This window comes from Crossiella sp. CA198, from assembly GCF_052078295.1.
Classification (GTDB): Bacteria; Actinomycetota; Actinomycetes; order Mycobacteriales; family Pseudonocardiaceae; genus Crossiella.
Genome location: NZ_JBQJIM010000001.1, coordinates 125729 through 148929 on the forward strand (window position 1 = coordinate 125729; position 23201 = coordinate 148929).

Below are 23201 nucleotides of genomic sequence, written 5' to 3' on the forward strand. Positions count from 1 at the left end.
GGTCCGCGGTGTGCGAGGATCAGTACCCGTGCCATCACCTGCCGCTGCGCTCCGTGTCGTGTTGCTCGCGGGTCCTTCCGGATCGGGCAAGTCCCACCTGGCCGCCGAACTCGGCTGGCCGGTGCTCAACCTCGACGACTTCTACCGCGACGGTGACGACCCGGCGATGCCGGTGGACGAGTCGGGTCGCGCGGACTGGGACCACCCGGATTCCTGGAACACCCAGGCCGCGCTGAACGCGATCGTCGAGCTGGCCGGCACCGGGGTGGTGCAAGCGCCGGTGTACGCCATGACCGAGGACCGGCGGGTGGGCACGCACGAGATCCGGGCGGACGGCCCGTACTTCCTGGCCGAGGGCCTGTTCGCGGAGCGCCTGGTGGCGGGCTGCCGGGCGGCGGGGGTGCTGGCGGACGGGATCGTGCTCGCGCCGAACCGCCTGGTGACCTTCGTACGCCGGTTCGCCCGGGATGTGGCCGAGGCGCGCAAGCCGTGGCCGACGCTGGTGCGGCGGGGGTTGCGGTTGCTGCGGGAGCAGCCCGGGGTGGTGGCCAGGGGGACCTCGGCCGGACTGCGCGCGCTCACTCCCGGGCGGGCTGTCGAGCAGCTCACGGCGCTCGCGGCGGCTCCGGCCGAACCGCTGGCGCGGGTGAGCTGAGGCGCCGGCGGAGCTTCGGGCAGCCGAGGGCCGGGCCGCGGCTGGCGGCTGGCGGCTGGCGGCTGGCGGCTGGCGGCTGGCGGCTGGCGGCTGGCGGCTGGCCGAGCGTCGTTCGGCGGCGGGTTCGGCCTCGGCTGACGGTCGGCCGAGCTTCGGTCGGCGGTCGGCCCGGCTTCGGTCCGCGGTCGGTGGCTAGCGGCTGGCTGACCGGGTGCGACACCGTAATTCGACCGGCTCCTTACCGGCGGATGAACACCTGAACGGCCGCCTTCTCGACCCGGCCCGGTCACGCCAGAGTGCTGAACATGAATCATCCTCTGGACCGGCGGGCCGTGCTGCGCGCCACCGGAGCCGCGGCCCTGGGTGTGGCCGCCGCGACTGCTCTGCCCGCCACGAGTCTGGCCGCTGCCGCTGACGTCCCGGTTTTCGGGCACGGGGTGGCCTCCGGTGATCCGTTGCCCACCGGCGTGCTGCTGTGGACCCGGGTCACACCCACGTCCGAGTCGACGCCGGGTTCCGGTGTCGGCCCGGAGGTCGAGGTGCGCTGGGAGGTGGCCGTGGACGCCGGGTTCGGCGTGCTGGCCGCCACCGGGGTCACCAGCACCGGCCCGGCCCGCGATCACACGGTCAAGGTCGATGTCGGCGGCCTGTCCCCGGCCACCGGCTACCACTACCGGTTCACCGTCGGCGGCGTCCGTTCCCCCATCGGCCGCACCCGCACCGCCCCGGCCACCGACGCCGCGGTGTCCCGGCTGCGGTTCGGGGTGGTGTCCTGCTCGAACTGGCAGGCCGGGTACTTCGCCGCCTACCGCTACCTCGCCGAGCGCGGTGACCTGGACGCGGTGCTGCACCTGGGCGACTACCTCTACGAGTACGAGCCGGGTGGTTTCCCGGTCGGCACCTACGTCCGGCCGCATATGCCGCCGCGCGAAATACTCAGTCTCGCTGACTATCGGCAGCGGCACGCGCAATACAAGACCGATCCGCACTTGCAGCGGCTGCACGCGGCCTGTCCATGGATCACCACCTGGGATGACCGCGAAGTTACGTCGTCACACAACGGCCGTCAAGCTCAGGAAGGAACCGGAGCAAGAGGCCCTGCGGTGCCTTTGACGTGCAAAAATGCTGCTGGCATCGCCCAGACGAGCCGTCGTCTGTCAACGGCGGCCTGCTCCTTGCTCGCCGCCTGACGCAGAACGCCTGTGACGCTGCCAGCGCCTCCGCGAGCCGGCCACGACCGGATACGGATAGCATCCGACCCGTGACGCCGAGTACAGCCGCCGAATGCCTAGCCCGGCGCGAGGCCCGCAGCGCGGCCGTCCGCGCCGCCCTCTCCGACTCCCCATTGGTGACGTGGGTCGTGGTCGAGACTGGCCCGCCGGACCCGCTCGCCGGAGACGACGAGACGCCGGGGCCAGACACCACCACGGCCGCATACGGCGGTGCTGTCCCGGCGGCCGAGGTGTGCGCAGACCTGGGCAGTCGCCTGGTGACCGACGACAACGTGTGCGGCTGGTTCGAGGCTGTCGCCCCGGCGAACGAGTACGGGCGCGTCATCGTCACCTGGGGATCGGATGGCGTACTTAGCCCCGCCGACGTGTCCCGGAAGAACGCTGAGATGGAGCGGGTGAGGCGGAGGGAAGCTGCGCAGCTGGGGCACCGGAGGCGAGTCGCAGTCAGGTTGTTCGACTGAACGATGAGGCCGCCGGCCGCCACATCCTCAGCCGCGACTACCGCGGGCTCGTCTTGAGACATCGACGGTCGAACTCCCTGTTCCGCACCCCACTCAGCCAGCAGGACCACTCGGCGGTCGTAAACAGGAGCACTCCGTCGGGCGCCGAGTTGTTGCGCAGCCCGACGTAGGTGTCCCCGTGCACGACAGGGAACGCAACCTCCATCACGCCCATCGCGCTGGGGTCATCGTGCATACGAGTCCACGGCTCCATGTAGAGCGCGATCCGCTTACGCACACCCGATTTCGTGTTGTCGGTCGAGGGGACCGGCACGCGCCGTACCGGGCAGTCGAACCGGCCCGCCTGCACCAGCCTGGTGGCCGCCTCGAACGCCGGCGGGTCGAAGGTCAACCAGTGACCGTCTGGATCTTTCGAGTCTCGGACGACCAGGATGGCCCCGAGATCCGCGACCTCAACGCATTCCCCGTTGTCCTGCACGCCACTGAAGCTGCTCTTGATCCACCTTGGTGGCCGGGTGTGCACGTTGCGCCCCCTCACGGCAGCTCAATGTCGTCCGCGATGGCAGAGATCAGATCCACCGACTCCGCCGGGCTGAGTGCCACAGACTGCAAGCCAGCAAACGCAATCTTATACGGCCGGACGGCATCGTTCTCCAGGTTGAAGACGTACTGGAGGTTGTCGACGGAGACCACGTCGTCGAAGTGGTCCTCCTCGAAGGACAGCAGGGTGAACGGTGAATCCGCAGGCGAGTAAGGGACGCCTTGACGGATCACTCGGATCTCGACGTTCGGGAGCTGGGCGAACTGGACAAGCCGCTGGAGCTGCTCACGACGAACAGCAGGGCTGCCCCAGGGGCCATGGAGCACCGCCTCAAGAAGCACGATCTTCAGATCAAGCCGCCGTTCGCCGTACAGGCGCTGACTGCGGGTGGCTGTGGCGTCGACGCGCTGTTGGGCTGCTTCCTCGCTGACCGGTGGATGCAGGCTCTTGATCACAGCAAGCCGGTAATCCTTTGTTTGCAGCAGGCTGGGCACGATCTCGGTTCGGAAGATGCACAGGAGGCTGGCTTCGCTCTCCAGCTCGGCGAAGTCCTGCGCGCCCTGGTTGAGGGTCTCCATTTCGGCGCCATGCCACCACTGCGGCTCGCCCAGCCGCTGCGCGATGGAGAACCACTTGTCCCGTTCGTCCCCATCGATCCCGCAGGCCATGCCCCATGCCAGCACCGTGACTGGCTTGATCGGCGTGCTCGCGGTCTCGTTCCTGCTGACTGTGGCCGCGGAGATGCCTAGCTTCGCCGCCAGCTGAGTTCCGGTGAGCCCGGCTCGGTCACGCCACCCCACGAGTTGGCGCGCAACCGCGCGCAGCCGCAGACCAGCCTTGTGTTCCAGCTCGGCCACCATGCCTCCGTCCTGTCGCGGGTCTGGACTGTGATCAGCCTACGGCGGCGCCGCAAAGCTCCGGTACTACGTCGACCGGGTGAAGATGCAAATTTTCATAGTGCTTCAGCTTGCAAACTGATGCCCGTGGGCTCATCTTGAAAGTGCACGATCGGAGATGGGCAGCAACTCCTGACCGGGTCTCTGATCTGCGAAAAGAATGCGTATTGCCGGATCTTCACTGCGCCGGTACGCGCATCTCCGGCTGGTCGAGCAACCCAACTCGCCCGACCGCCGGTCGCTACCTGGCCCCTGCATAAGGAGTTCGCGATGGAGACGAGCGCCAACACAACAACGGTCGACGGAAAGCATGAGGCGCTGAAGATCCCTTACATCGACACCGAGGGTTCCCCCCGGGAACTGACGGTTTGCATGCACGAGACCGGTGCGACGCTGGTGAAGCCCACCGCGGTTGCGACCTTGAACCGGAACAGCCTTCAGGGTCTCCTGGTCGGTCTGGCGCAACACCTCGGCCACCTGGACCCGGCGAGTACGTGATGTTCTCGCACACGGAGCGCGAGGTCCGCAGCCTGCTGTCCACCGTGCGGGCCGCCGCAGTCAACGGCGATGACTACCGGGTCGCGGTTGTGGGCCGAATCGAATGCCCCATCGTGGTGGAGACCTTCCTTGAGGTCCTCGAACTACATGAGCTGGACAACCAGGGGTACTGCGCCCGTTGCAGCCGCGCCGGTTCAGTCTGGGACCGGCTCATGCGCCGCCGCGTCCATTGCCGCGAGTACCTGACCGCCCTGCGCGGCCTGAACGTGGTGCTGGACGAAGAAGCCGGCGCGCACGCCGTGCGAACTGCGCAACACATGACTTCGGCCAGGTGACGCGACCCCGACCCCTTCACCTGGTCGACCGACCGGTGCCGCCTCCTGGTGTTCCAGCAAGAGCACGCCCAAGTCTGGGGACGGCACCGGTCGGAACCCATCCGCGTTACACAGAACGGACCTGGCCGTGACTGGCAGCACGAGTGAACGCAAAGCCCAGCAGACCGAGCGGGACAACGAGTGCGTCCGGTTGTACCGGCAGAACCAGTTGTCCCCCAAGGAAATGGCCAGCCAAGTTGGGGTCTCGCTGAACACCTTCTACGAGGCCCTGAAGAGGATGGGGGAACCCACTCGCAGGAGGCTCGCACCACACCTCAAGGGAACCCAACGCATTGCAGCCGCGGCCATCTGCCTCCATCTGAACGAGGTCCACGGTCATGGTCCTAATGCGATCGGGCGTCTGGTTGGGCGTTCCCACACGGTGGCCGGAGTACTCATCAAGCTCGCCAAGAACCTGTCGGCGGGCCAGTTGGACACAGCAACCCGGGAGTGTCCCGACCCCTTCGACATCGAGCACACGGCGCCCGAGCAGGCGGCGATCGGGCACGCCAGCAGATGTGGCTGCACCAAGGCGAGGCCGTGATGAACAACCCGCAACGTGAACAGAACGACGTGGACCTGTCTGATCGTGAGGTCTCGTTCTTCAGCTTGGTGAGCACCTTCAGGTTCGCACTGGACTTGGGCTCGTTGACCGCCAACAAGCTCACCAGCCTGTACCTGAACCAGGCAGTCCCCGGCGGCAACCAGGCCGAGATCCGCAAGCACCTGCAACGGGTTCGGGTCAGCCTGAAGGTCGCGCGGAAGTCGATGAACGAGCTGAACAGGATCACGGCGGCAAAGCTGGCGGAAGATCACTGTGAACGACTTGGACTCCCACCTCACTAGCAACCGACGGGTCGGTGCAGCACGCGCGAACCCCCAATTTGCGAAGCGCCCACCCCGCGAGGGGGCCGTGGGCACGCCGGCGCTCAGCCCCACGGCCCCCGATTCTTCTGTGCTAGCAACCGATTCCGGTCCCGTCGCGAAAGGACTCGCATGCCCCCCACGGAGTACAGGTGCACGAAGACTGGCTTCGAGGAGGAGTGCATTCCCGAGCGGCGTACCGGAAGCGACGATGCGGAGTGGTGGTACTGCAAGGTCTGCGACACCCCACTCCGGCCGACGCACGGCGGAGATTGACCACCGCACCCCGTGACGAGGTGGCTACCGTTCGCGTTCAATCATGTACGACAGGTAACCATGCAAGGAGGAGTGATGACACAGAGCGCAGCCCCGGGGCTGTTCTTCGACGATCCGTTCGCGCCCGTCAGCGGCCAGTTCGCTCTCCGGGGTACCAGCTTCAACGAGGACGACCGGCACGTGCCTTCTTCGCCGGAGGCACGGCCGTTCGGGCTACGCCGCATGGTGCCCGCACGGCCAGCCGCAAGCCTGCCCCCCGCGCAGTACAGCCCGGTGCACCAGATGAGCGTGCTCACCGACGGCACCGGCCGGTTCTTGCTGGACACGGCCAACCAGCAGCCAACGGCAATCCCGACCAGCCCTGTTGACGGCGAAGACCCGCCCTCCAGCACGGACTGGACCAACGACTAGCGAGGAGAATCCGGTGTCCGTACTTGTCCTGGCCCGAGAAGCTGATATCGGCGCAGACCTGGTGGTGCGAGCGCTGCACGACCGGTCCACGCCGGTGTACCGACTCGACACAGCCTGGTTCCCCGCGGAGGTGGCCATGAGCGCGGAGATCACGGCGAACGGGCGGTGGGCAGGACAAATTCGGACGCCGCATCGCACGGTGGAGCTGGAGGAGGTGCGGTCCATCTGGTACCGCACCCCCTCCACATTCCGCTTCCCCAGCCACCTCAATCCGACCGAGCGCCACCACTCGCTCATCGAGGCGAAGCTCGGCTTCGGCGGCGTGCTCGCCGCCCTGCCGGTCCAGTGGGTGAACCACCCGCACAAGGAGGCCGCGGCTGCCTACAAACCCGTGCAGCTGTCGGTTGCGGCGCAGGCCGGCCTGGAGATCCCGGCCACCTTGATCACGAACAATCCCGGCACGGTAGCGCCCTTCGTCCAGGGCAGCTCCGACAACAAGGTGCTGATCAAGACGCTCGGCACACCCAGCATCATGGAGACCGACGGCCGGAAGGTGGCGCTGTCTCAGGAGATCGACCTGGGGACGCTGGCGGATCTGCGCGGCGTCGAGGTCACCACACACCAGTTTCAGCACTGGGTTCCGAAAGCCGCCGACATCCGCCTGGTGGTGATCGGCGACCGGATGTTCGCCTTCGCCATCCACGCCGCCACAGAGGAAGCCCGCCTGGACTTCCGGGCGGACTACAGCGCCTTGAGCTACGAACCGATCGACGTTCCGGACGTGGTGGCCCTCGGGGTTCGCGGGTTCATGGCCGCCATGGGCCTGGTCTACAGCGCGATGGACTTCGTGCTGCGCGAAGATGGGAGATGGGTGTTCCTGGAAAGCAACGCCGGCGGCCAGTACGGCTGGATCGAACAGCACACCGGAACCGCCTCGATGACTGACGCACTCGCCGACCTGCTCACCGAAGGGCTTCGCCCGTGATCGACGATTGGACCACCCACGCGACGCAGCTCGCCGACAAGCTCGCCGCGGACGGCGCGCTGCATGACCCGCGCTGGCGCCAGGCGCTTGTGACCGTGCCCCGTCATCTGCTGGCTCCGCACTTCTACCGGCAGACCGGCACGGAGTGGCACCTGATCGACGGCCGCGACCCTGCCCAGCGTGAGCATTGGTTGTCGGCGGTCTACTCCAACACCGGCCTGGTCACCGCCCTCGCCGAGGACAACGGCCAGCGGGTGACACGCTCTTCCACCACCACACCCAGCCTGATGGTCCGGATGCTGGAGGCGCTGGAACTTCACGACGGCCACCGAGTGCTGGAGATCGGCACCGGAACCGGGTACAACGCTGCCCTGCTCTCACACCGCTTGACCGCGGCCAACGTCTGCTCCGTCGATGTCGACCAGGACCTTGTGGACCTCGCGCGCGACCGGCTTGCGGCACTGGGGTACCGCCCCACGCTGACTACCGCCGATGGCGTGGCCGGCCTGCCCGAGCACGGCCCCTACGACCGGATCATCGCCACCTGCGCCCTGCCGGGCGTGCCGTGGAGCTGGGCCGAACAACTTCGGCCTGACGGCCTGGCGCTGGTCGACATCAAGCGGCTGCTCAACGCGGGCAACCTGGTGCTGCTGCGCAGGAGCGAGGACCGCCTCGAAGGGCAGTTCCTGCCGAAATGGGCGACCTTCATGAACATGCGATCGACAGCGATCCCCGTCGGGGAGAAGGCCCCGAAGTAGGACCACCGCGGCGGACAGGCGTCCGTGACTGAGCTGTCCGCCTCCCCGTTCGACAACCTGGTCGCGTGGTTCATCGCCAGTTTCGTGCTTCCGAGCGGGGTGCAGTCCGGGTACCGGCTGGACCCGGATTCCGGACGGCCGGTCGCGCACTTCCTCACAGCCGCGGACGGCTCCTGGTGCGATGTTGAACTCGACGCCCGGGACGGCCGCCGCACTGTCCGCCAGGATGGTCCGCGGCAGTTGTGGGACAGCATCGAGACCTCAGTGGACACGTGGGAGTACCTCGGCCGGCCTGGCTGGGATCGGTTCGGGGTGACCGTGACGGTTGACGAGTCCTGGGTCTGGCTCGACACCCCACACCGCAGGATCGGGAACCTCGGCAACCTCTGAACGCCGCCTGCATCGTCGACCCTGGCCGTGCACCGGACGGTCGGAGCGTGCTGACCGAGCCCTGCGGCTGCGGTAAGAAGGTAAGGCCCCCGGCATCGTCCTCGCCGGGGGCCTTCGCGTGGCTCAAGGTCCGAGGGGGGTCGATGAGGGGGAAGATCGTTGCCGCGGTTGTCGGCGCGAGTTTGGTGGTGGCCGGGTTGGCGGTGTGGGCTTGGCCGGCCGGACCGGTCAACGGCCAGCCTGCCGCGGTCACCGGGCAGGACCTCGGCCCGGAGGACGCCGGGTTGAGAAAGTTCCTGGACGCCGAGCACGGCAAGAAGCCCTGGTATCCGCGCGTGCGCAGCGTGCATGAGAAGAAGCCGTTCGCCGTGGCCGTCACCGACCAGTCCAAGAGCGAGCTGACCGCGGAGACCGCGGCCGGCATCTGCTCGGCGCTGGCGGGCTACCAGGTCAGGACCGGGAACGGGATCACCGGGGTGCAGGTGCGGGCCTCGACCGGGGAGACCGTCTTGACGATCTACTCGGGGCGCGATTCCTGCAACGGGTGACTGCGCCAGGGGGTAAGGGGGTCCGTACCGGGTAAGGGGGGTCATCAAGACCACGGGGGGCTCCACCACCAGGGGGACCTTCCGCGGAACTGCCGTCGCGCCTTGAACCTTGACCGAGGCGCCCGCGGTTGGCGCCCGCGACCGACTCAAGGGCCTGCGCCTCGCCAAGCTGGACAGCCTCGGCCTGGCGGTCGGCCGCAGGCAGCCGGGCATTCCCTGGGGTTGTCGCCGAGGCTTGCCGCCAGCCAAGGCGGAATGCGCCGGACTGCCGTCCCTGACCGCCACGGCCGGCACTGGGATTGCTTTCCGTGACGAGCCGGAGCCGGACTGTGCCCGAGACGGGCGGCAGTGGCCGGGTTCTGAGGTTGTCCAGGTGCGAGAATGCATGAATAAGCACCGGGGCGGACTGGGTCTCATATCTTTGCTTTAGCAGAGAACCTCAACTTTCCTACATTCATGCACTCCAGCATCGGGCGCCCGTCACCGGCGTGCTTCTCATCGACTGGACAAGCGCGCACCCTGGATACAGTTCCGGTGGCAACGTTCGCCGCAGCCTGCCGCCTCTCCGGCGCGGTGCTCCTTTGCGGAATTTCTTGATCGCGCGCGCCCGCGCACCCGCGCGTATATAAAAATCGTGATTTTCCATATGGGGAAGAGTTCTGCTGCCCGCGTATTTTCACCGAACTACCCTCTCGCGAGGGGTGCGCGCATGCGCGTACACGATTCGAAATGCGTGCGTCAATGAAAGCCCCTTGGATAGTGGCATAAATCACCGCCTATGTGCTCCGGAAGCACAAATAACCCCCGTCGGGGGGCATGTTTCACCCACTACGCGTGGGTGACGTCGCGGAGTTCTCCTCTCCGCAAGGCGAATAAGTGCAGGTCAGGCGACTATCTGCGCATGTTCCTCCCGTGTGGACGTACATGGTTGTGGCAACCGCGTACGGGTACCGCTCGCCTAGTTTGCCAGTAAGGCGGACACACACATAGCTTGTGTCGTGTCAGTTACGCCGAATCGAAAGCGAGCAAGCAAATGGAACTCCGACAGTTCGTCAAGCGCCCGCTGACACCAGCGGAAGCGGGCATCATCCTTCCGGCGCTCCACAAGGATGGGGATGCCCTCAACTGCGACGTCGTCACCATGGCCGTTCAGCACGGGTGGCACCCGGTGAGCCTTGTTGAGGTGGTACGCGTGCTCGACCGGTTCACCTACAGCACGGCCGACAGTGACGACGTTGAGGCACTTGCCTACATTGCTAATGCCGCTCTGGACTTCCTTAACAAGGAAGCCGCACCCCTCGGCTACGCGTTTACACGCGGCGTGTCTCTCATGATGACGCCGCGTGTAAACGAGGACTAGCCCAATGCGACGTGCGATCGGCGTTTTCTTGCTGGTTGTCGCCATTGTGGCGTTCATCTTCGCGTTGCGCCCCTACGGATGCGCCGTGTTGCCACGCTATATCGAGGTCATCTACGAAGATGACCCGCGCTTTGACTGTCGAACCATGGGAAACCGAATCTGCGGACCGGGGGTTAAGTGATGGGAGTTCGGCTCAGTACAACGCGTACATGCTCGGAATGGGGTATCAAGGAATTTGGGATCTTCTTTGAAGGGTACGTAGGGGCGGCACTCTGGGCGTCTCTGGATTGGGAGTCAGTCAAAGGAACAGAAGAAAACCCCACTAGCCTTGAACTCAACTACGGCATGTACGACTTGTCGCAGGTTGCGTACTTCAGTCTCTTTGCGGACTGCCTGGACTTCTTTCGGTCGAACATGGATGACCTTTCCGGACTGAACCCGGAAGACGCAGGGTCGGACTTCTGGCTTACCCGAAACGGGCACGGTGCAGGATTCTGGGATCGAGGGCTTGGTGACCGTGGTGACCGGCTGACCGCCAGCAGTAAGTCATATGGCTCGTCTGACCTGTACGCGGCACAGGGGGAAGTCCATGCCGTCTGACGCGCGCTACACCCGTGAGCAGGATCTGACGAATGCTCAGCGGGAAGAAATCGAGGATGCGCTAGCAGCAGACCACCCCTGTGATGACCGCTCATGCGGCATTGCGGTTGCGCACAGCGCCGGGTTCCTGCTGGCGGCGTCGCGGCTATTGCTGGGTGCGACGGAGGCATATGAGTTATCCGACGTGCTTGAGCGTCACGCGATCTCGATTGATCCTGCTTCGTGGGATACGGATGGGTGGGCCGATTACCACGCCCAGCACGGCGTGAAGTGCCTTGAGTGCGGATGTTTCACTTACGGCGACGAAGGCTGGACGCCGGACACGTGTGGAGATTGCCGCGCCATACTGCAATCGGCGTAAGGGAGCGAATCTATGCCGGTATATCTGGTGACAGTGACCGAGAGTGCCGTTTTTGAGGTGCGGGTACGCGCCGATACTGAGAGCGAAGCTATTGCGCAGGCCGGAGACGCTGTGACCGACGTCGGCGATAAGTATCAAACGGGCGCGAGCACCTCAGTTAACTGCGTAGAGGTACCCAGCAAGTAAGTAGTCGACTAGTACGCAATCGATCCGGGAATTCAAGAGACGGGACAGCTATGCCCAAGTTCGAGGTTGTAATGACACATACGGCCGAATACCGCGTGCTTGTTGAAGCCGCCTCGCATGACGAAGCTGAAAGCGAAGCCAGCAAGAGCCTCGCCGGTGACCCTGGCAAGTATCGGGTCTCTGCGGGCCGTCTCCGGACTGAAGTTATTCGGAAGTTCACCGGGGAAGGCGAATAGCCGTGCCCAAGTATCGAATTTCGCTGACCGAAACGGTTCAATACGTGGCCGAGGTTGAGGCCGATAGCGATGAGGACGCACTGGATCAAGCCTCGGTGCTCGGCGTCGACTATGGCGAGAACTTCTATGAAATCCACGGGAATCAGGTTATGGAAGCTCGATTTATCTCATTCGAGTAGTCCGACCACCCTGGTGACACTCGGCGGACTTCCTCCGAGTGTCACCACCCTGGCCGGAAACAGAAATTCTACGAAAGGGGTAGCTATGACCAAGTACAGGGTGACGGTAAAGCAGCTTGACGTATACGAGGTCGTGGTAGAGGCCGATTCGGTTTACGAAGCGGAGGAAGCAGCTAAGGCCGAGGTTATCGAGGATGGAAATAGTTATTTCCGTTTCACCGAAGAGCGATATGCCGATTACAGTCAGGGGCTGAGCAAGTGCCAAGATTCGTCGTTTCGCTGACCGAAATAGTCGAGTATCAGATCACCGTTGAAGCGAGTGACGCCGAAGTCGCGACAGACCTCGGATTGGAGCGAATTGAACGGGCGACTGGGGAGCATTTCCACGCGAGCCATGGCGACGACGTAATTGAGACCTGGCTAGAGGGAGAGCAGTAGCCCTGCCTTTTTGGTGGCACTCGGCGGTTGTCCTCCGAGTGTTGCCATCCCGGACAGGAATACCAGCCCAGTCCTGCGCTTCGTAAAGGTGGCATGCATTTGAGTTCTCCGCGTATCTATGTCCGCTCACTTTCCGACTACAACAATGCCGTGCTTACTGGCCGGTGGATTGACGCGGATCAAGACCATGACGATATCTACAACGATGTTCAAGACATGCTGGCCGAATCCAGTTTCGGACCGGCCGAGGAATGGGCGATTCACGATTACGAGGGGTTCGAGGGGCTGAAGATCGGCGAGTACGAAAGCTTGGAACGGGTCAGCATTCTCGGCCGAGGAATAGCTGAACACGGAGACAGGTTCGCCGCGTACGTATGCGCCTTGAGGGAGCTTTGGGGAGAGGACTGGTTTGACGAAGACGAACTCGGCAAGATGGAAGCCCGAACAATTGGCAACTTCGCCACAGTGGAAGATTTCGCCGAGTACCACGCGAATGCATTCGGGTTGGATGACTTTCTAGAAACCGCCCCAGAATCACTGAGATGGTTCCTCAAGTTCGACTACGAAGACTACGCCTCTGCGTTGCAGTCGGACTATTCTATTGTTCAAGTCGAGGGCGGTTATGACGTTTTTGACATGGAAGCAGCCTGACGCTCGCCAAGGGGAGGGGCTATGAACTACAACACTCCGCGCATTCGGGTATGCACTTTTGACGAGTACATAGAGGGAACCTCGCTTGGGCATTGGATTGACGCCACTCAGGAGCCGGACATTATTCGCGAGCAAGTTGCGAAGATCGCGGGCCGTGACGCCGCAGACGTGGAACTGGAATGGGTTATTCGTGAGCATGGCGCATTCCGGGGAGTGGAAATTGAATGGCACGCGGATTGGGATACGGTAAGTCGCATTGCCAAGGGGATTGCCGAGTACGGCGACACATTCGCAGCATACGTGCTGGCATTCCGCGGGCACTTCCCCGAACAGCATTTCGGTCAGCCCGAAGCGGAACTGTGGGAAGACCGGACGCGCGGTAGATGGCTGAGCTTCGAAGAATTCGCCATGAGCGAACTTGACGCACATGAGTTTCCGGAATGGATCAATTCCAACCTGTCCGATCTGATGCTCAAGCATCTCAGGTTCGACTTTCTTGGTTACGCAGAGGATTTCCGGAAACAGCACTCCGTTGTGCAACTAGATGACTGGCACTACGTATTCAACATGAGTATCGACAAGGCACACTGACCGAGCACCACCAAGCCGCCCCGGGGCATACCGCCCCGGGGCGGCTTTTTGCATGTCCGGACCCTGCCGCGCCCTGGCGTACACGCCGCACACAGGTAGTAGGTGTGGGGCAGCGCCGCGCCGTGCCGCCCCCGCCGACCGGGGAAGGGGTAACGCACAGGTGCCCACCCTCCGCCCGTGCCTTTCGTGCGGCCGTCCCTCCTCCCGCGCGCCCCGCTGCTCGCCCTGCCGACGGGTAGCCGACGCACCACGCGACCGGCGCGCCTACCTCCGCCGCGCCCATACGCCCGGGGACGGTGCCGCAGGCCGGTTGCGCCAGCAGCTCAACCGCACCGGCCACGGCCGGTGTGAGGGGTGCGGCGGTGGCCATCCGGCCAACCAGTTGCAGGTGGACCACATCCGCCCCCTGGTCGACGGCGGCACCGACACCGACCCCAACGTGCGCCCGTTGTGCCGTGCCTGCCACACGCAGGCCACCAGCGCGCAGGCACGCGCCCGCGCTGTCCAGCGGCGGGCAGGTCGGCGGTCAGCCTGAGCTGTGCGTCCTGGTCGCCCTGGTCACGGCCGCGCCGTGGTCGCGCCAGTCCGCGTCCGGCCGAACTCTGCTCCATTCGACGCAACTTTGTTTGTGTTGCAGATCACTATGATCCACATCATCTTTCCTTGATTCGATCATGTCTATGTGATCCACGCGGGCGGGGCACCGTCCAAAGTGGACGGCCCCCCTGCCTGCCTACCCCGGGCACCCGCCGCCGTACATGCGCTGAGTGCCGATCGATTTTTTGTTGCTGGGTAACGGAACCGCTACTCCCAGCCACCGCCTGAAGTCTCACGTGGTTGGTTTCTGGCCCTCGTCCGCGGGCACCACCACGTCGCCGCGGGGCCGCGCTCCCGCCCGGCGCCCTCCTCTCCGCCAGCACGGCGGTCGAGCGCACCCGCAGCATCCCCACTCCGCCCCGACGACCCCCAGTCAGCCGGGCCTGACCCGAGCCCACCCAGGGGAACTCCATGAGCCGCGCGAAAGCGCCTGATCGCCGCGAAGGCAGGCCACGAGCCGCCGCGACGCCCGACAACACGCAGCTGGTCCCCGCATCCGCCCCCACACCACCCGAGACCCTGGGCGAGAACGGCCGGCGCGTGTGGAACGAGGTCTGGGCCGCAGGCTCCGGCGCCTACGTCGCCACCACCGACCACTTCGCCATCGCCCGCTACGCCGAACTCCACGAACGGCGCCTTCTCCTGCTGGAGATCGCCGCGGAGGACGGCTACGTCAGCGTCGGCTCCACCGGCCAGCCCGCGGTGCACCCCGCGCTGCGCGCCGTGGACTCCATCGAGACCAAGCTCGCCCACCTCGAAGACCGCCTCGGCCTCAACCCCGACTCGCGCATTCGCCTGGGCCTGTCCGCGGCCGAGCTGCGCAACGAACTCGACGCCTTCCTGGAGGAGTAGCCGCCCGTGCACGACGCCGACTACTACGGCGACGGCCAGGCGGACTTTCCCACCGAGGGGCACCGCGTCATCGCGTTCATCCAGAAGTTCTGCCGCCTGGTCGGAAGCCACGCCGGCCAGCCGTTCCGCCTCGCCCGGTGGCAGAAGCAGTTGCTGCTGGATGCCTACCGGCTCGACCAGCACGGCCAGCGCCAACACCGCACCTGCGTGGTCTGCGTGGCCCGCAAGAACGGCAAGTCCACCCTGGCCGCCGCGATCATGCTCTACCACCTGGTCGCCGACCGGGCCGACGCCGAACCCCAGGTCATCGCCGCGGCCAACGACCGCAACCAGGCCAGGATGGTCTTCGACGCCGCCCGCAAGATGGTGCTGTCCTCCCCGGAGCTGTCCCGCCTGCTCATCGTCCACCGCGACTCGATCACCAACCCCCGCAACGGGGGCACCTACCGCGTCGTCTCCGCCGACGCCGGGCGCCAGCAGGGCCTCAACGTTTCGGCCTGCTCGCTGGATGAGTACGCCTTCGCCCGCAACGCCGACCTCTTCGACGCCCTCACCCTGGGCAGCGCCGCCCGCAACCAGCCCATGTTCTGGGTCATCAGCACCGCCGGCCCCGACCCGGACGGCGAGTTCGCCGAGCTGTGCGCCTACGGCCGCCGCGTCAACTCCGGCGAGATCACCGACCCCTCCTTCTTCTACCGCTCCTGGGGTCCGCTGCCGGATGAGGAGGTCGAGCACACCGACCCCGCGGTCTGGCGGGCCTGCAACCCGGCCTACCCGATCCTCAACGCGGATGACTTCAAGGCCGCGGTCCAGCGCACCAGCGAGGCCGCGTTCCGCATCTACCGGCTCAGCCAGTTCGTCCGCGGCGGCACCACCTGGCTGCCGCACGGCACCTGGAAGAAGCTGCTCAAGTCCGAGGGTTTGGAGCCCGGCGACGAGATCGTGGTGGGAGCGGACGGTAGCTGGCGCTCGGACTCCACCGCGCTGGTGGCCTGCCGGGTGCGCGACCGGCACCTGGTCCCGATCCGGATCTGGGAAGCCCCGCGCAACGACCCGGACTGGCGCGTCCCGCTGCACGAGGTCAAGGCCGTCCTCGAAGAGGTCTGCCGGACCTACCGCGTAGTCGAGATCGCCGCAGACCCCTACCGCTGGGAACAGACGCTCCAGGAGATGTCAGACGAGGGGCTGCCCGTCGTGGAGTTCCCGACCAGCTCCCTGGCCCGAATGATCCCGGCCACCCAGACCTTCACCGATGCCGCCCGGGACGGACACCTCTCCCACGACGGTAGCGCCGTTCTCGCACGCCACGTCGCCAACGCGATCCTCAAGGAGGACCACCGCGGCGGGCGCATCTCCAAGGAGTTCCGCAGCTCCAAGCGCTTCATCGACGCGGCTGTGGCCGCCGTCATCGCGCATCACCGAGCCCTCTTCTACGCCGATCCCGGCGAACCGGAACTCCTCATCCTCGCCTCCTAGGAGTTCCCGCTTGCGTTCCCTGCTCGCCGTGCTCGGCCTGGTGCTGGTCACCGTGGGCGCCGGCATGGCCTGGCTGCCGCTGGCCCCGCTGGTCTGCGGCGCCGCCCTGCTGCGCGCCGCCCTCGTGCTCGACTCACCCACCCGGGAGGCCGCTGAGTGAGTCTCCTGGACCGGATCTTCGGCCGCGGGAGCCCCGAGCAACGCGGCATCAGCCTCGATTCCTTCACCCCGGAACTCCAGCGCTTCCTGCTGGAGAACTACGACACCAAGACCGGCCTGCGCGTCAACGCCACCACCGCGATGCGCCTGTCCGCGGTCTACGGCTGCGTCAACATCATCAGCTCCACCATCAGCACGCTGCCAATCGAGACCTTCCGGCGCGGCAAGGACGGCACCCGCACCGCCCAGCCGCTGCCCAAGTGGATCGAGGAGCCCCGCGGGCCGCGCGGATCGATGAACCAGATCCGCTTCATCGGCCAGCTCATCGTCTCCCTGCTACTCAACGGCAACGCCTACTTCCTCGTCGAGCGCAACGGATACGGCCGCATCCTGGCCGCGGTGGTCCTCGACCCGCGCCTGGTCGCACTGTCCGATGAGGACGGCCGGATCACCTACCACGTCAACGGCCGCCGCCTGACCCCCAACCTCGACCTGGTGCACATCGTCGGCATCGAGATGCCCGGCGAACACCTGGGCGTCAGCCCGATTAAGGCCGCCTCCCAGTCCATCGCCGTCACTCTCTCCGCCCAGGAGTACGGCGCCAAGTTCTTCGGCAACAGCGCGATGCCCACCGCGGTCATCGAAACCGCCGGCCGCATGAGCGACGAGGCCGCCAACCGCCTCACCCAGCGCTGGAAGCAGCTGCACGGCCGCGACGCCCAGGGCGGCCTCGCGGTGCTCACCGAGGGCGCGGCGTTCAAGCGCATCTCGCTGAGCCCCGACGAGGCCCAGTTCCTCGAAACGCGAAAGTACGGCGTCGCCGATGTCGCGCGGCTGTTCTGCGTCCCGGTGCACCTGCTGGCCGATGCCAGCCAGTCCACCTCATGGGGCTCCGGGCTGGCCGAGCAGAACGCCATGTTCGCCCAGCACACCCTGCGGCCGTGGGTCACCCGGGTCGAGCACGCGCTCACCCGCCTGGCCCGCACCGAACCGGACACCCCGCTGGACACCTACATCCGCATCAACATGGACGAGCTGCTCCGCGGCTCGCTGGAAGAGCGGTTCCAGTCCCACATCTGGTCCATCCAGTACGGCATCAAGACCATGGACGAGATCCGGGCCGAGGAAGACCTCCCGCCGCACCCCGACGGCATCGGCACCGCTCCCTACGTCCCGCTCAACATGGGGCCACTCGGCCCGAACACGGAGCGCGCCGAGGGCCAGGCCGCCGAGCAGGAGCACAAGGCCGAGATCGCCCGCCTCACCGCGGAGAAGCTGGCCATCGAACTCCAGCAGGCCACCCACCCCGACCCTGACCCGGAGTACCCCGGCGGCGGTGCCCCCGGCCACGGCGACGGGCTCGGCGACCCTCCCGCCGGCACCCCGCCTCCCGGCCCGCCACCGACAGCACCAGACCAGAAACCCACTGTGCCGCAAGGAGAAAAACCCACGTGACCCCCGAGCACCGCACCCTGACCCTGCCGGTGGAACACCGCCAGGCCCAGGACGCCACGGGGACCACGATGACCGGCTACGCCTGGGTCTACGGCCAGTGGTCGCGCGACCTCGGCGGCTTCGTCGAGCAGATCGCCCCCGACGTGCGCTACGAGCCCCACCACGGCGACGTCCTCGCCCTGGCCAACCACGACCGCAACCTGGTCCTCGGCCGGCTCAGCTCCGGCACCCTGCGCCTGGTCCCCGACGCCCGCGGCATGCGCTACGAGGTCGACATGCCCGACACCACCGCAGGGCGGGACTGGGCAGAGCTACTGCGCCGCGGCGACATCGCCGGGTCCTCCTTCACCTTCTTCGCCGACGAGGACGAGTGGGAAGAGCGCGACGGCCTCGTACGCCGCACCCTCACCCGGATCACCGTGGTCGACATCGGCCCGGTCACCGTCCCGGCCTACCCGCAGGCAGAGGCCGCGATGCGGTCCCTCGAAGCGTGGCGTACCGCCCGCACCCCTGCCACACCCCCGGCGCCCAAGCGCGTGCCGCGGCGTGTGGTGCCCGCCGCGTGACCCTTCTGGTCCCGGCATCCCCGCAGCGCACCCGATAGCGCGCGGTTCCCTTCACCCCCTCCGGGCTGGCTCTCTGGCTGCCCGTGATCTGGAGACAGCACACGTATGTCCATTGAGGACGCCAAGAGGGCGTTCGAGTCACGGCAGAGCGCGGTCGTCGAACTGCGCCGCCTGGCCGATGCCACCGAAGGCCGCGAACTCACCGCCTACGAGGTCGAGCAGGAACAGCGGCTCAACGACGAGATCACCCGCCTCGCCCAGGCGGAGAAGGACGCGCTGGACGCGATCGAGCGCGACTACGGCGCCGCCCGCGCCGGAGTGGCCTCCCGCCACGAGCAGGCCAAGGGCAAGCTGGACGGGCTGGTCGAGGAGTACGAGCAGCGCCTGGCCGGCCTGCTCAACGGCGAGGTCCGCTCCACCGCCTTCACCGCCACCGAGTCCCGCCAGCTCAACCGGGTCGACGACCCTGACATCAAGCTCAGGGACGTCTACGGCGCGATGTTCGAGTACATCCGCGAACTCTCCTCGGTGATGACCGCGGGCGCCACGGTGCTGCGCACCGACTCCGGCGAGCGGCTGTACTGGCCGAAGGTCACCGGCTACAGCTCGGCCACCATCGTCGGTGAAGGCGCCGCCATCCCGGAGTCTGACCCGTCTTTCGGGCCGCACGTGGAGATCAACGCCTTCAAGTACGCCTACCGGGTCCTCGCCACGCGCGAGATCCTGGAGGACTCGATCTTCGACCTCGGCCGCTACCTGGTCTCCCAGGCCGGCCCGGCCTTCGCCGACGGCTTGAACCGCCACTTCTTGGTTGGTGACGGTGTGGGCAAGCCCAAGGGGCTGTTCACCGCCGCACCGGTCGGCAAGACCCTGGCGGCCAAGACCGCGGTCACCGCGGACGAGCTGATCGACATCTACCACACGCTGATCCCGCCGTACCGGCGCGCGGCCACCTGGCTGATGCACGACTCCACCGCCGCGAGCATCCGCAAGCTCAAAGACAACACCGGCAACTACCTCTGGCAGGAGTCCCTGCGCGTCGGCGAGCCCAGCACGATCCTGGGCAAGCCGGTGCTCAACGACGTCGCCGTGCCCGCGCTGGCCGCGGACGCCAAGGTCATGTCCTTCGGCGACCTCTCCGCCTACTACGTGCGCTTCGCCGGTGCCCTGCACGTCGACCGCTCCGAGCACGTCGCGTTCAACACCGACCAGATCAGCTGGCGGTTCATCCAGCGCGCCGACGGCGTGCTGATGGACGACCGTGCGGTGACCCTGGTCAAGACCGCAGCCTGATTCCCAGCCCCGCCAACGGAAGCGCGCCCCCGTGACCACTCCGGGAGCGCGCTTCCGCGTCCAGAAACGGAGCACGCATGAAGGTCTGGATGCTCACCGCGATCAGCGGCAGGGACATCAACTACGCGGCCGGCGACCTCGCCGAGGTGGACGCCGAGACCGGCCAGCGCCTCATCGAGGTCGGCCTGGCCCAGCCCGTCGCCGAGAACGCGCCGCCGGATGCCCCGCGCCGGGGCAAGCGCACCGCCCGCAGCGCCGAACTCCCCGACCGCGGCGAACAGCGGTAGCCGCCCATGGCCTACACCACCATCGCCTCGGTGCGCGCCGCCGAGGGCTTCGACAACCTCGCGCTCTACCCCGACACCGACGTCACCGCGGCCATCGCGTGGGCCGAGACGATCATCGACGACGTCACCGAAACCAGCTGGGAACACAAGGTCTTCCAGCAGTGGGCCGCCGCCACCGGAACCGACTGGATCGCGCTGCCGGTGATCTACCCGCGCCGCATCACCTCGGCCCGCCTGGTGCAGACCAACACCGACCTCGATGTCTCCCAGTGGCGGGTGGAGTCCTTCACCGCCACGATCTACCTGCCCACCCGGCTGCGGGGCGTGCTCGAAGTCCAGGGCACCGCCGGTGAGACCGCCCAGGCGCCGCCCGACATCGTCTTCGCCGCCGACACCCTCGCCCGATTCTGGTTGCGGGACTTGGATTCCCGCATCCCGGACCGCGCGGTGTCCGCCCAGTCGGAGTACGGGCAGATCATCTTCGCCACCGCCTCCGAACGCCGACCCACCGGCCTGCCGGACGTGGACGCGATCCTGCTGCGCCACTCCCACCGCGCTCCCGGGACGGCCTGATGGCCCGCGTCACCATCGCCGCGGTCAAGGCCGAGCTGCACCGCCGCATCACCGAGCTGCTGGCCGACGAGCCCATCCAAGTTCTCTACGGCGACCGCGCCGATCGACGCCGGACCTCGGTCTGGCTGGGCGCCACCGACATGTCCGAGGCCGCCCCCACCGCCTTCCGCGCCGGGACAGTCCGCCGCCAGGAGACCTACACCGTCGAGGTCCACATCGAGGTCGTCGGCACCCACCCCCAGGAGACCGAGGCCCGCGCCATCGACCTGACCGGTCGCATCGAGGAGATGCTCGCCCGCGATCCCGTTCTCTCCCACGCGGTCCCCGGCGTCAAGTCGGTCGTCATGGCAGCCCTGCGGTCCAACACCAACGAATCCGGCGAAGGACCGATTTGCCACGTCGAACTCCAGCTCCGCGTCATGGCCAGCCTGCCCTAGGAGCGGACAGCCCTGACACACCAACACATCTGACCTACATCGGGCCGTTCGAGGCCGCCGATGTCGTGCTCCCGTCCCGCCTTCTGACTGTCCATCGAGGACAGAGCGCCGCGTTCACCGCCGCCGAGGCCGAGACCCTGCACGGCGATCCGCACTGGCAGGCCACGCCCCCGAGCACACCCCTTGAGGAGCCGCAGGGATGAGTGTCCTGCAAGGCGCGATCGTCGTGGGCAAGGAAACCGCTTACGGCACCGCGCCCGCCGCGCTGAATCGCGGCTATGAAGCCAAAAACGACAGTTGGAAGCGCCAGACCGAGTACCTGGAGTCGGTCGGGTTCCGCCCCGGCATGCAGACCGTCCGCGCGGACCGCCGCCGCCCCGTCCACAAGGGCGGTACCGGCGAGATCGAACTGGACCTGCTCACCTCCGGCGCCGGCCTGCTGCTAGCCAGCATCTTCACCACCGCGACAGCCACCGACGTCGAGGCACCCGGCCAGCCTGGCGCCAAGGTCGCCACCAAGTGGACCTTCGGCGTCGCGGTCGACGAGTCGCCGTTGTCGCTGACCGTCCAGGCCCAGCGACCCAAGGTATCCGGCGGCATCGTCCCCTTCACTCACCTGGGCTGCGTGGTCACCGAAGCCTCCTTCACCCAGGAGGTCGACCAGAACCTGTTGGTGAAGGCCGGGTTCGACTTCCAGGACGTCAAGCTCGACGTCCCGGCCGGCACGCCGACCTACCCGGCCACCGCGGTCCCCTTCGCCTGGAGCGAATGCGAGATCAAGCTCAAGGTCGCCGGGAGCGACGTGGTCTTCGAGCCGTCGAAGTTCGAGCTGAACGCGAATTTCGGTATGAAGGCCGACCGGTACCGGCTGATCAACGGCGGCCGGAAGACCCGGCCGTTCCGCAGCCAGGTCCCGACCTACGAGGGTTCGCTGGAGATCGACTTCGACTCCACCGACATCTACCGCGCCTACGTCGAGGGCACGCCATGTGAGCTGACCGCGACCTGGTCCGGGCCGCAGATCGCCTCCGGTGTGCACAGCCAGTTCGCGCTACGCATCCCGGTCATCCAGTTCTCCGGCGAGAGCCCTGAGATGTCGTTGGAGGACCTCACCAAGCAGCCGCTGCCCTTCCGCGTACTCGACCCCGGAACCGGCACTCCGGCTGTCTCGGCGACCTACGTCACCACCGATGCCGAACTCTGATCCGATGCACATGCAGGCGCGCTTCAAGCACTGGTCTCGCGGATCAAGTTGTGGAGTGCCTCCGAGACCGCTTGCATCACTTCCGACGCATCTTCACCGGTTTGCACAATGTGGACATTTGCCGGGACTTCAATCCTGTTTACGCGTACATCCACACTAGCGAATTCACTGGTAAAGAAAATGAATCCAGAAAAGCGAGTCTGCTTGGCGCTTTCGATCACCTCTTTAAGTGCAGATATCTTTCCATGCCCCGGGGCACCGTAGGCATTCCGGTACGCGTAGGTCTTTATTTGATCTCTCGCTCTGATGTGCACAAAACCGAGCTGAGGGCCACCTTCCACTTCAACCCTGTGATCTGACGCCGAAAATGACCGCAGCGCCCTGGCTACCGCCACTTCGTAAGTTCGCGCTCTACGTTCGTAAGTAATCCTGGGGTAGCCAATAAAACCCTGACCGGAAAAGGCCCCGGGGTGGGAAAGTGCTACCGCCTCAACGAGCTCCTTGGCATCATCAGGCTCGGCCTGGTCAATCTTTTTCGCGATTGCTTTTGCGATCGGCATAGATACTTCATGATCGCCAAACTTCAACTTACTTGGAAGGCGACCACTAAGGGCAATGAGTGTAAGCAGTGCCGAAAAAGCAAGTAGGACCGCAGTTCCCGCCTGATTGCTCGTGATAAAGACTGCCGTCGCGCCAGCGCCGCCAGAAGCTATGGCTGCAATACCGGCAGTCCATCGAAGGATTCTCGATACCTCCGGCGAATCTGAGACCTCTTCGTCAACGCCCTCAGTCTCGTCGGTCACAAAACCTC

At 66.1% G+C, this 23201-nt stretch carries 33 protein-coding genes; 30 read left to right on the forward strand and 3 right to left on the reverse strand.

The features are described 5' to 3' along the window. Positions 1 to 58 precede the first annotated feature (58 nt). The 3 genes from ACTOWY_RS00625 (at position 59) to ACTOWY_RS00635 (ending at position 2348) form a co-directional block, all read left to right on the forward strand. Complete coding sequence (locus ACTOWY_RS00625; protein WP_441307617.1) at positions 59 to 655, forward strand: uridine kinase family protein; 597 nt, start codon at positions 59 to 61, stop codon at positions 653 to 655. 305 nt (positions 656 to 960) lie between these two features. Continuing rightward, on the forward strand, positions 961 to 1845 hold the full coding sequence (locus tag ACTOWY_RS00630) for an alkaline phosphatase D family protein (RefSeq protein WP_441307618.1): 885 nt from the start codon (positions 961 to 963) through the stop codon (positions 1843 to 1845). Between the two features lie 71 nt (positions 1846 to 1916). Next, positions 1917 to 2348, forward strand: a complete 432-nt coding sequence (locus tag ACTOWY_RS00635) for a hypothetical protein (protein ID WP_441307619.1) — start codon at positions 1917 to 1919, stop codon at positions 2346 to 2348. Between the two features lie 37 nt (positions 2349 to 2385). On the opposite strand, the gene ACTOWY_RS00640 is transcribed toward ACTOWY_RS00635, so the two are convergent. Continuing rightward, on the reverse strand, positions 2386 to 2886 hold the full coding sequence (locus ACTOWY_RS00640) for a DUF397 domain-containing protein (RefSeq protein ID WP_441307620.1): 501 nt from the start codon (positions 2884 to 2886) through the stop codon (positions 2386 to 2388). Continuing rightward, the gene (locus ACTOWY_RS00645; protein ID WP_441307621.1) at positions 2883 to 3749 is read right to left on the reverse strand and encodes a helix-turn-helix domain-containing protein; all 867 of its coding nucleotides are present in this window, start codon (positions 3747 to 3749) and stop codon (positions 2883 to 2885) included. The genes ACTOWY_RS00640 and ACTOWY_RS00645 overlap by 4 nt, the downstream gene beginning before the upstream one ends. Positions 3750 to 4055: 306 nt before the next feature. Between ACTOWY_RS00645 and ACTOWY_RS00650 the strand changes: the two genes are divergently transcribed. The 27 genes from ACTOWY_RS00650 (at position 4056) to ACTOWY_RS00780 (ending at position 22390) form a co-directional block, all read left to right on the forward strand. Beyond that, positions 4056 to 4283: a hypothetical protein gene (locus tag ACTOWY_RS00650; RefSeq protein WP_441307622.1), complete on the forward strand. Its 228-nt coding sequence runs from the start codon at positions 4056 to 4058 to the stop codon at positions 4281 to 4283. Further along, on the forward strand, positions 4283 to 4618 hold the full coding sequence (locus tag ACTOWY_RS00655; protein ID WP_441307623.1) for a hypothetical protein: 336 nt from the start codon (positions 4283 to 4285) through the stop codon (positions 4616 to 4618). Before ACTOWY_RS00650 ends, ACTOWY_RS00655 begins: the two co-directional genes overlap by 1 nt. A gap of 127 nt (positions 4619 to 4745) precedes the next feature. After that, positions 4746 to 5201 (forward strand): hypothetical protein, encoded by a 456-nt coding sequence (locus ACTOWY_RS00660; RefSeq protein ID WP_441307624.1) that lies wholly within the window; start codon positions 4746 to 4748, stop codon positions 5199 to 5201. Continuing rightward, complete coding sequence (locus tag ACTOWY_RS00665) at positions 5198 to 5503, forward strand: hypothetical protein (protein ID WP_441307625.1); 306 nt, start codon at positions 5198 to 5200, stop codon at positions 5501 to 5503. Before ACTOWY_RS00660 ends, ACTOWY_RS00665 begins: the two co-directional genes overlap by 4 nt. A 369-nt stretch (positions 5504 to 5872) precedes the next feature. Then, entirely contained in the window at positions 5873 to 6208 is a 336-nt protein-coding gene (tgmA, locus tag ACTOWY_RS00670; protein ID WP_441307626.1) for a putative ATP-grasp-modified RiPP, read from the forward strand. Between the two features lie 13 nt (positions 6209 to 6221). Further along, a complete protein-coding gene (gene tgmB, locus ACTOWY_RS00675) occupies positions 6222 to 7193 on the forward strand; it encodes an ATP-grasp ribosomal peptide maturase (protein WP_441307956.1) in 972 nt (323 codons plus the stop codon). Continuing rightward, on the forward strand, positions 7190 to 7951 hold the full coding sequence (locus ACTOWY_RS00680; protein WP_441307627.1) for a methyltransferase domain-containing protein: 762 nt from the start codon (positions 7190 to 7192) through the stop codon (positions 7949 to 7951). Before tgmB ends, ACTOWY_RS00680 begins: the two co-directional genes overlap by 4 nt. A 24-nt stretch (positions 7952 to 7975) precedes the next feature. Then, entirely contained in the window at positions 7976 to 8341 is a 366-nt protein-coding gene (locus ACTOWY_RS00685; protein WP_441307628.1) for a hypothetical protein, read from the forward strand. A 143-nt stretch (positions 8342 to 8484) separates the two neighbouring features. After that, complete coding sequence (locus ACTOWY_RS00690; RefSeq protein ID WP_441307629.1) at positions 8485 to 8889, forward strand: hypothetical protein; 405 nt, start codon at positions 8485 to 8487, stop codon at positions 8887 to 8889. A gap of 1033 nt (positions 8890 to 9922) precedes the next feature. Beyond that, the gene (locus tag ACTOWY_RS00695; protein WP_441307630.1) at positions 9923 to 10249 is read left to right on the forward strand and encodes a hypothetical protein; all 327 of its coding nucleotides are present in this window, start codon (positions 9923 to 9925) and stop codon (positions 10247 to 10249) included. Between the two features lie 4 nt (positions 10250 to 10253). Beyond that, positions 10254 to 10430: a hypothetical protein gene (locus ACTOWY_RS00700; protein WP_441307631.1), complete on the forward strand. Its 177-nt coding sequence runs from the start codon at positions 10254 to 10256 to the stop codon at positions 10428 to 10430. A gap of 408 nt (positions 10431 to 10838) precedes the next feature. After that, entirely contained in the window at positions 10839 to 11210 is a 372-nt protein-coding gene (locus tag ACTOWY_RS00705; RefSeq protein ID WP_441307632.1) for a hypothetical protein, read from the forward strand. Between the two features lie 424 nt (positions 11211 to 11634). Beyond that, entirely contained in the window at positions 11635 to 11811 is a 177-nt protein-coding gene (locus ACTOWY_RS00710; protein WP_441307633.1) for a hypothetical protein, read from the forward strand. Between the two features lie 85 nt (positions 11812 to 11896). Continuing rightward, entirely contained in the window at positions 11897 to 12094 is a 198-nt protein-coding gene (locus ACTOWY_RS00715; protein WP_441307634.1) for a hypothetical protein, read from the forward strand. A 248-nt stretch (positions 12095 to 12342) separates the two neighbouring features. Continuing rightward, complete coding sequence (locus ACTOWY_RS00720) at positions 12343 to 12900, forward strand: antirestriction protein ArdA (RefSeq protein ID WP_441307635.1); 558 nt, start codon at positions 12343 to 12345, stop codon at positions 12898 to 12900. Positions 12901 to 12921: 21 nt separating this feature from the next. Next, positions 12922 to 13491, forward strand: a complete 570-nt coding sequence (locus ACTOWY_RS00725) for an antirestriction protein ArdA (RefSeq protein ID WP_441307636.1) — start codon at positions 12922 to 12924, stop codon at positions 13489 to 13491. 310 nt (positions 13492 to 13801) lie between these two features. Then, positions 13802 to 14026, forward strand: a complete 225-nt coding sequence (locus ACTOWY_RS00730; protein ID WP_441307637.1) for an HNH endonuclease — start codon at positions 13802 to 13804, stop codon at positions 14024 to 14026. A gap of 473 nt (positions 14027 to 14499) precedes the next feature. Then, positions 14500 to 14940, forward strand: a complete 441-nt coding sequence (locus tag ACTOWY_RS00735; RefSeq protein WP_441307638.1) for a phage terminase small subunit P27 family — start codon at positions 14500 to 14502, stop codon at positions 14938 to 14940. Positions 14941 to 14946: 6 nt separating this feature from the next. Next, positions 14947 to 16416 carry a terminase large subunit domain-containing protein gene (locus tag ACTOWY_RS00740; RefSeq protein ID WP_441307639.1) on the forward strand — a complete coding sequence of 490 codons (1470 nt, stop codon included), beginning with the start codon at positions 14947 to 14949 and terminating at the stop codon, positions 16414 to 16416. 10 nt (positions 16417 to 16426) lie between these two features. After that, positions 16427 to 16576, forward strand: a complete 150-nt coding sequence (locus tag ACTOWY_RS00745) for a hypothetical protein (protein ID WP_441307640.1) — start codon at positions 16427 to 16429, stop codon at positions 16574 to 16576. After that, a complete protein-coding gene (locus ACTOWY_RS00750) occupies positions 16573 to 18030 on the forward strand; it encodes a phage portal protein (protein ID WP_441307641.1) in 1458 nt (485 codons plus the stop codon). Before ACTOWY_RS00745 ends, ACTOWY_RS00750 begins: the two co-directional genes overlap by 4 nt. Next, positions 18027 to 18596 carry an HK97 family phage prohead protease gene (locus tag ACTOWY_RS00755; protein ID WP_441307642.1) on the forward strand — a complete coding sequence of 190 codons (570 nt, stop codon included), beginning with the start codon at positions 18027 to 18029 and terminating at the stop codon, positions 18594 to 18596. The genes ACTOWY_RS00750 and ACTOWY_RS00755 overlap by 4 nt, the downstream gene beginning before the upstream one ends. 105 nt (positions 18597 to 18701) lie before the next feature. Then, positions 18702 to 19889 (forward strand): phage major capsid protein, encoded by a 1188-nt coding sequence (locus ACTOWY_RS00760; RefSeq protein WP_441307643.1) that lies wholly within the window; start codon positions 18702 to 18704, stop codon positions 19887 to 19889. Positions 19890 to 19966: 77 nt separating this feature from the next. Next, positions 19967 to 20176 (forward strand): DUF7302 family protein, encoded by a 210-nt coding sequence (locus tag ACTOWY_RS00765; RefSeq protein ID WP_441307644.1) that lies wholly within the window; start codon positions 19967 to 19969, stop codon positions 20174 to 20176. A gap of 6 nt (positions 20177 to 20182) precedes the next feature. Continuing rightward, a complete protein-coding gene (locus ACTOWY_RS00770; protein ID WP_441307645.1) occupies positions 20183 to 20749 on the forward strand; it encodes a hypothetical protein in 567 nt (188 codons plus the stop codon). Continuing rightward, positions 20749 to 21186, forward strand: coding sequence for a hypothetical protein (locus tag ACTOWY_RS00775; protein WP_441307646.1), 438 nt, complete (start codon positions 20749 to 20751; stop codon positions 21184 to 21186). Before ACTOWY_RS00770 ends, ACTOWY_RS00775 begins: the two co-directional genes overlap by 1 nt. Positions 21187 to 21385: 199 nt before the next feature. Next, positions 21386 to 22390, forward strand: a complete 1005-nt coding sequence (locus tag ACTOWY_RS00780; protein ID WP_441307647.1) for a phage tail tube protein — start codon at positions 21386 to 21388, stop codon at positions 22388 to 22390. A gap of 23 nt (positions 22391 to 22413) precedes the next feature. On the opposite strand, the gene ACTOWY_RS00785 is transcribed toward ACTOWY_RS00780, so the two are convergent. Then, a complete protein-coding gene (locus ACTOWY_RS00785; protein WP_441307648.1) occupies positions 22414 to 23193 on the reverse strand; it encodes a hypothetical protein in 780 nt (259 codons plus the stop codon). Positions 23194 to 23201 lie beyond the last annotated feature (8 nt).